Raw genomic sequence first — 7,652 nt, 5'->3', positions numbered from 1 at the left:
AAATGGATTGAACTTTTAGTGCCCAATTGACTACAATAAAACGTTGTTGTTGGATGCTAATGGAATCAGCTAAATAAGCAAAATTTTCTGGAAATAGTCATCCTTTGCGTAAGCATTCGATTTTTTTTACTTTTTTCAAGAAAATAATAATTCAGAATATTCTGACTATATTTATGCAACACTAGTGGTGTATAGGTTTGATCATTGAGAAGAATCAGAATCTTCTTTCGATTGACGTTGATATAGTTCGCGTGCCACGAAAATAATGGATTAACTTGTGCAAATCGTTTCCCATTTTCTTTATCCTCGATAGTTGGTAAAGCAGAAAATAAAGGCTGTGTTTTTTTAGTTACACCAATAATCATCTGTATTCCCCTTTTATATTTATTATGTAGCATTAAAACAATGTCTTATTTTATTGCCACTGCTAACTTGTTACAAGTTTCTATATCTCTCAACAAAACTTCTTGAAGAGTTTCTACAATGAGACACTCTCAAATTTATTCTAAAACTCCTTTTTAGTTTATCATACCGCAATCAGCTTTTTAACTTTATTAAATCCAATTCTGGAATAACCAAAAAGGCTTAATCGCTATATGGATCAAGCCTTTTAAATCTTTATTTGAGTACAATCGAAAAACGCTTTATTTTAATCGTTCTTATTTTTTATCCTTTTTCCAGGCTGTGTCTGAGCCATTACGCCAACTAACTCATGGGGAACATATAACTCTTCAAGATAGATGATCTCATCAGTAGATAATTGCAGATTTACAGCATCAACAGCTGTTTCAATGTGTTTTACTTTAGTTGCTCCTACTACTGGAGAAGTCACTTTAGTCAACAGCCACGCAATAGAGATTTCACTCATTGATACTTGCCGCTTTTCAGCCAATTCTTCTACTCGTTTAATGATTTGATGATCTTGTTCCCAAGTGGAATCATATTTTGATTTTGCATACGTATCTTCTTTTTGCCTTTTTGAAATCTCGTTTGAGTGTTTTGCAAGACGACCAGAGGCTAGTGCACTGTATGGAGTCAAAGCAATATTATTTTCCTGACAATATTGAAACATTTCACGTTCTTCTTCTCGAGCAATCAAGTTGTAATGTCCTTGGACAGAAACAAACTTAGGAAAACCTTCTTTTTCAGCTAACGCATTGGCTTGAGCTACTTGGTAAGCAAAGCAATTTGAAATGCCTATCTCACGAACCTTTCTTGATTTTACAGCTTCTGCTAGTCCATCTAAAATTTCGTACATAGGTGTTCTATAATCCCACATATGATAAATGTACAAATCTACATAATCCATACCAAGATTTTTCAAACTCTGGTCCAAAGAATTTAAAACATGTTCTTTTCCAGAAATATTTTGTTCGATTTCTTGATCTGTACGAGGCAAAAACTTGGTCGCTACAACTACATCTTCCCGTTTAGCAAAATCATTTAAGGCTCTTCCGACGTATTGTTCACTCGTCCCATTTTGATAAGCAATCGCTGTATCAAAAAAGTTGATTCCTTTATCTAAACTATACTTGATAATCTCACGCGTCTGCTCCTCATCAATTACCCAAGAATGTTGTCCCGCTTTTGAATCGCCAAATCCCATACAGCCTAAGCAAATTCTTGAAACCATTAAGTCTGAATTTCCAAGTTTTGTGTATTTCATTTGTTCATCCTCCTGTTCACTTCATTATTTACTCAACTTCCGTATTTCTACTGTTGATGTTCTGTTGTTCGTTGTTCAAAGTGCCAATTAGATTTTTTGAACAACTTTGACCTTAATTTCTCCCCTATACTTTACCATAAAAACGACCTCCAAAAGTTAGATTATACTCTAACTTTTGGAGGTCGTTACTTTTGGAGTTATTTATTCATAATTTTTTTGAAAGAGTTGACCTTTGGAAAATCCTTACTGAACCACTTTTAAAAAGCTTTTCAAGAAATCAGCAGAATCCCCAACGTAACTGTAATCTGAATACTTAAAAATGGGCGCTTCTGAATCTTTGTTAACAGAGATCACCAATTCTGCATTTCCAATTCCTGTTGTGTACTGTACAGCTCCATGAATACCCAGATTGATCAATACTTTAGGAGATATGGTATTACCCGATTGTCCGATTTGATCATCTCCGCTGAATTTAGGATGATCTGTTAAAGGACGAGTTACTCCGATTTTTGCTCCTAGTTTTCGAGCAAGTTCCTCTGCTAAAGCAAGCACTTTATCATCTACTGCACCGCGTCCCAATGCGATTACCCGATCCGCATTAGCAATGCTGTCACTTTTAGACAGCAAAGGAGTTTCTTCTATGATTTTTATGCGTACTGCTTCCTTAAAGGCCAGATTTGTCACTTCTGTTACCACTACTGATGGATCAGTGACTTTCTTGGCTTCAAATGTATTTGGCCGTACGGAAGCCATTTGTGGACGATGATCAGGGCAAATGATTTCACACATAATATTATCGCCATAAGACGGTTTTGTTTGAACTAATAAATCCCCATCAAAGGCTAAATTCAAGCAATCAGAAGTCAATCCTGTATTTAACTTAGCTTGTAAACGGGGTGCAATCGAGCGACCCACAACGGTTGCCCCAAACAGAATACTATTGGGTTGGCGCTGACTGGCTAATTCTGCCATTAAACTGGCAATCTCAGAATCTGCGGCGTCCTTCAAACGATCATCTTTTATCACAATGATTTCATCAGGACCATACTCTTTGATATTTTCTTCCAGATTTTTATCTGTCGCTTCGAATAAAATGACCACTACTTTTTTATCATCGGCAATTTCTTTTGCTTTTGTAATCAATTGATACGTAACCGGCTGGATGATACCTACGTGTTTTTCTGCGTATACCCAAATTTCTTGATCAGACATTTTCTTCCACCTCTCTTAGAGTAAATTATTAGCTCTCAACTGGATCAAAAGTTCACGAACCGCTTCATCAGGTGTCCCTTTAAGGATTGTTGTGGCTTTTGCCTCTTTTTCGGGAGCCCACACGCTACGTACGACGGTTGGAGAACCTTTTAAGCCAATTTTATTCGGATCAACAGTCAAGCTGTTTTCATCCCACACACGAATAGTTTTTTGATAGCTTTGTTGAATATTACGAGGCGTTGGATAACGCGGTACGTTCATTTCACTACGAACCGTTACCACCGCTGGTAATTGGAACTCGATTTTTTGCTGCATATTCTCTAATAATCGAGTTGCGGTCATAGCTTGGTTAGACTGGCTATGCAATTCACTAACAAAGGTAATCTGTGGCCAACCTAAAAATTCAGATACAATTGGACCTACTTGGCTAGTATCCGCATCTACAGATTGACGACCTAATAATACCAAATCTACATCTCCTAGTTCTTTGATGGCTTGTGCTAAAACATATCCTGTTGCCAAAGTATCTGCTCCGCCAAATTGTCGGGAGCTTAACAGTATAGCATCATCACATCCCATAGCTAATCCTTGACGCAATGTCATCTCAAAGTCTGGAGGTCCCATAGACAATAGAATAATTTCTCCACCCCATTCGTCTTTTAGGCGCAATGCTACTTCAATGGCATTCTTATCATAAGGATTCATCACTCCTGCTTCCCCGGAGCGAATCAAATTTTTAGTATCTGGATCGATCTTCAAATTATTGGAAACCGGTACTTGTTTAATACACACGACGATTTTTAAGCTCATTTATCTCAATCCTCTCTCTCGTTTACAACTTCTTTGCTGATCTCGATCATCATTTTCTCTAATGATCCTTCTGCAAGTTGTAAAGCCCGTGCGTCACGAATCAGATGCTCCACTGGATACTCTCTGCTGTAACCATATCCGCCTAGTACTTGTAAGGCATGATCAGCTGCAGTAACTGATGCTCGACTACCGTATGATTTAGCCATAGTGGCTACTTTCGCATAAGATTTGCCTGCTACTTTCAATCTAGCTGCTTCTTGATACAATAATTGTGTGTTCTCTTTCGCAATAGCAATTTCGGTGATTTTTGTTTGGATAGAATGCAATTGAATAATCGGTGTATTGATTGCTTCACGTTGTTTTGCATAATCTACCGCGATCGACAATGCATGTTCAGTGATACCAGCAGCGATCGCTCCCATCGAAATACGAGCATCGTAGTGAGCATTATCACCAATTTCCACACCTTGACCTATTTTCCCGAGCAAATGATCTTCATTGACCACAACATTTTCCAAGAAAATTTCTGCTACAGGTGTCCCATTCATTCCAATAAATTCTTCTCGTTTCCCATGTTTAAACCCAGGCATATCTTGGTCTACAAGGAAGCAAGACAATTCTGTCGGAGATGTTTTCAAGAGCACACAGTATACTTCGGCCAAACCGCCATTTGTGATCATGCTCTTATTTCCATTTAAAATCCATTTATCTCCTTCTTTAACAGCCTTGGCTGTAAATCCCATCACATTAGAACCCCCTTGCGGTTCTGTTGATGAAAAGCCAAAAACACGATGGGTGGCTTGAGGCAGATACTTTTCTTTTAACGCAGGTGTAGCATATTTCAATACTTGATCAACAGTTTTGTAATGCCCTTCTAGTGTAAATGCAATACTAGCATTCCGTTGAGCAAAATCATAGATGGTTTGAGAACTGGCAACGACATCAAATCCGGCACCGCCATATTCTTCTGGTATGGTCAACCCTAAAAAGCCTGTATTCACAATACTGCTCCATAGTTCTGCAGGGTACTCTCTGTGTTTGTCAATCCACATATCTAAAGGTTTTACTTCTTTATCAGCAAAATCTGTCACCATTTGGTGTAACATGACTTGCGGCTGAGTCAATTTTATACTCATTTTTTACACTCCTTTGTTCAAATATACACAAGAATAAAGATAATAAATTTAACAAACTAAATATAGCGCATTCTTTTTTCTATCTACTTGATTTAAATCAAGTACAACAGACTATTTAAAAAAATGATAATACCTTTTCTAAGGAATGGAATATTGGTAGAATAAAAAAGTATTGTGAGGAACTATAGAGGAGAATGCAGGATGAAAAAAGACTATTCAAAATCTCACCATCATACTTATAGATGTGAAAATACAAAGCAATGTTGTATCTATACTATTCCCCTATTTCAATCTCTAACAGCTGAACAAAAAGAACAAATCCATCCCTTGATCCAGCATAAGCATTACTCGAAGGGGGAGATTATTTATCGGCCAGGAGAATCTGCTGACTCGCTTTATGTATTAAGCAGTGGGAAAATACGTGTATACCGATTGTCAGAATCGGGAAAAGAACAGTTGATACGAATTGTATCAGAAGGAGAGTTTACCGGGGAATTGGCTTTATTTAAGAAGGGTTTTTACGAGGCTTTTACGGAAGCATTAACAGATTGCAATATTTGCGCCATCAAACATGCTGATTTTCGCCAGCTGCTTATGCAATACCCGGCTACTGCTGTTGATATGCTGGCTACGATCGCTGAACGATTAGGTTCTTCTGAGCAACAGACAGCTTGGGCTACTACTGAAACTGTAAAAGATAGGCTGTTGCACTTTTTGATTAGTCTAGTCGATTCTGAAGAAAGAGAACCTATCGTCGAACTAAAGATGGCTAAAAAAGATTTGGCTTCTTATTTAGGAACTACCTCTGAATCATTAAGTCGAGAACTAGCTCATCTAGAAAAAGAAAAAATCATCGAAGAAATTGCTTATGGAAAAATCAAATTATTGAATGTTAATTAATGCATATCCATTTCCTCTTTACCAACAGAAAGAATCTTCTAAAGAAAACCAACATACTACTCTAGAGAATCCGGTATAGATCGAGAAAGGTTTTCCAGAGTAGTTTTTTTATTTTTAGAATTGTATTTTTAAAGCTGGATCCACAGGATTCAACGTTAGAAATGCATGTTCAAAAATAATAGCGTAAAGATAAGGGCTATTTTCTTTACCCATTTTTTCTATAAATTTTGGATCCTTTTCTAAAAAAGCAGACTTAATTCCTTTTTCTTGGTAATCCTCACATTTTACCACACGAGCATTGTGAACACGTATGTATTCATAACGGTCTTTAATAATAGTAGTAAAAGATATACATGGATTTAGCTGAAATTCTTTTACTTTTGATTTGTTTTTATTCGTTCGAATGTAAAGAATATTTTGTTGCAATGGATCAGGATAATAATTGACGATCCTCACATTAGGCGTTCCTTCGACCGATGTTGCTAATGCTAAATAATTTTGTGCCTTCAGAATTCTTATGTACTCTTCCATTACTTCCATACTGCTTTTCCTCCTTCTTGCAACAGGTAGAACACAACTCTCCGCTGTTGATGTAGAAATCCATTTTATCTTATTTTAAATTATTCCGTATTGATCTGGATCAACGACTGCATAAGTTTGCATCGAAAAACCTTAAAAAGAGTTTCCGTAAATTCATAAACCCGTTCTCTCTATATTTATGTATCTGCAATACTTATTGCAATTCAATCTCTTTCTAACTAAAAAATTCAGAACGTGTTAAACTCTTAGTAACTACACTTCTAAGGAGGATGTTCAGAAATGTCAGAAAAAACGCTTGTATTGCTCAAACCAGATGCAGTAGAACGAAATCTAATTGGGAGTATTTTAGTCGAATATGAGAGAAACGGTTTAAAAGTTGTGGATATGAAATTAATAAAAGCCTCTACAAATTTAGCAGAAAAGCATTATGCAGAACATACTGGAAAACCGTTTTTTAATCGTTTGGTTGCTTACCTTACCAGAAGTCCATTAGTTGCCTTAGTCTTAGAAGGTGAAAATGCCATCAGTCGAGTACGATCATTGAATGGAACAACTGATCCAGAAAATTCACCAGATAATACGATTCGTGCTCTTTATGGACTAAGTATGTCTGAAAATACTGTTCATGCCTCTGATTCGAAGGAAAGTTCTGATAGGGAAAGAGCTATTTGGTTTGGTTAATAAACTACTTTCAATTCAAAAAAGATTCGCTAAAATCAAACTTTAGCGAATCTTTTTGAATATTCTTCATTAGAGATTTTTACTCATGAGACACCATCTTTTATCCGCTCATTTCTTATATAGCCTAATTATAACACAGGACAAATAAGGAGACACTCAACTTTATACTATCCGTATGAGAGTTGCCAACGGCAATCATCATACCGATAGGCATTCATCACCCACCTATGGAGGATGGGCGAATTCTGCCTAAACTACGTTAAAAAGCTTTGTAACCTTAAGATATGAGATGGAACATAAGGAAAAGCTCAATATGGATCAAGTCCACGAAAAATTATCTTTAGCGGGGTTTAATAAACAAGTGAATGCACTAAAAAACAGACAAGCATTTTTATCCTTGTCTGTTTTTTAATGCATTCATTATTTGAATTTTTATTGGAACTCCTGCTTCTCTCTTAGTCTTTATCATATTCTCAAATACGTTGACACCTATTTCCGATAAGACAAACAGGACACTGAGAGCAATTCCGCTAGCGGTTATATATTTTAACATTGATCATCTCTCCTTATTATCGAGATTAGAAAAAAATGCTTCATTATATAATTATTCTAACATTAATGTAAAACTTTTATTAGTTTAAGCGATATTATCATAAAGTATTATCATAATTATACTTAACCGTTTAATACGGGTTTAAGATCTCTTA

Annotated in this window: 9 protein-coding genes; 2 read left to right on the top strand and 7 right to left on the bottom strand. The window is 36.3% G+C overall.

Annotated features, from left to right (window positions below; all coding sequences use genetic code 11):
• Positions 1-65: 65 nt before the first annotated feature.
• The 5 genes from ACEN36_RS04945 to ACEN36_RS04925 all read right to left on the bottom strand — a co-directional run bounded on the left by ACEN36_RS04945 (position 66) and on the right by ACEN36_RS04925 (position 4,824).
• Entirely contained in the window at positions 66-365 is a 300-nt protein-coding gene (locus ACEN36_RS04945; protein WP_407126100.1) for a DUF6933 domain-containing protein, read from the bottom strand.
• Positions 366-649: 284 nt separating this feature from the next.
• Positions 650-1,666 carry an aldo/keto reductase gene (locus ACEN36_RS04940; protein ID WP_407097522.1) on the bottom strand — a complete coding sequence of 339 codons (1,017 nt, stop codon included), beginning with the start codon at positions 1,664-1,666 and terminating at the stop codon, positions 650-652.
• Positions 1,667-1,909: 243 nt separating this feature from the next.
• Positions 1,910-2,878 (bottom strand): electron transfer flavoprotein subunit alpha/FixB family protein, encoded by a 969-nt coding sequence (locus ACEN36_RS04935; protein WP_407126099.1) that lies wholly within the window; start codon positions 2,876-2,878, stop codon positions 1,910-1,912.
• Between the two features lie 15 nt (positions 2,879-2,893).
• Positions 2,894-3,688, bottom strand: coding sequence for an electron transfer flavoprotein subunit beta/FixA family protein (locus tag ACEN36_RS04930; protein WP_407126098.1), 795 nt, complete (start codon positions 3,686-3,688; stop codon positions 2,894-2,896).
• Between the two features lie 5 nt (positions 3,689-3,693).
• On the bottom strand, positions 3,694-4,824 hold the full coding sequence (locus ACEN36_RS04925) for an acyl-CoA dehydrogenase family protein (protein WP_407097525.1): 1,131 nt from the start codon (positions 4,822-4,824) through the stop codon (positions 3,694-3,696).
• 201 nt (positions 4,825-5,025) lie between these two features.
• On the opposite strand from ACEN36_RS04925, the gene ACEN36_RS04920 reads away from it, so the two are divergent.
• Positions 5,026-5,724 (top strand): Crp/Fnr family transcriptional regulator, encoded by a 699-nt coding sequence (locus ACEN36_RS04920; protein WP_407126097.1) that lies wholly within the window; start codon positions 5,026-5,028, stop codon positions 5,722-5,724.
• Positions 5,725-5,838: 114 nt separating this feature from the next.
• Here ACEN36_RS04920 and ACEN36_RS04915 read toward each other — a convergent pair whose 3' ends face one another.
• Positions 5,839-6,264 (bottom strand): pyridoxamine 5'-phosphate oxidase family protein, encoded by a 426-nt coding sequence (locus ACEN36_RS04915; protein ID WP_407126095.1) that lies wholly within the window; start codon positions 6,262-6,264, stop codon positions 5,839-5,841.
• A gap of 279 nt (positions 6,265-6,543) precedes the next feature.
• Here ACEN36_RS04915 and ndk point away from each other — a divergent pair, with 279 nt between their 5' ends.
• On the top strand, positions 6,544-6,945 hold the full coding sequence (gene ndk, locus ACEN36_RS04910; protein ID WP_079650781.1) for a nucleoside-diphosphate kinase: 402 nt from the start codon (positions 6,544-6,546) through the stop codon (positions 6,943-6,945).
• 391 nt (positions 6,946-7,336) lie between these two features.
• Here the strand turns inward: ndk and ACEN36_RS04905 are convergent, their stop codons facing one another.
• Entirely contained in the window at positions 7,337-7,498 is a 162-nt protein-coding gene (locus ACEN36_RS04905) for a hypothetical protein (RefSeq protein ID WP_407097528.1), read from the bottom strand.
• Between the last annotated feature and the right edge of the window lie 154 nt (positions 7,499-7,652).

The sequence above is a fragment of the Desemzia sp. FAM 23989 genome (assembly GCF_045528345.1).
Lineage (GTDB): Bacteria > Bacillota > Bacilli > Lactobacillales > Carnobacteriaceae > Desemzia.
This window is presented reverse-complemented; position numbering and strand designations above follow the sequence as displayed.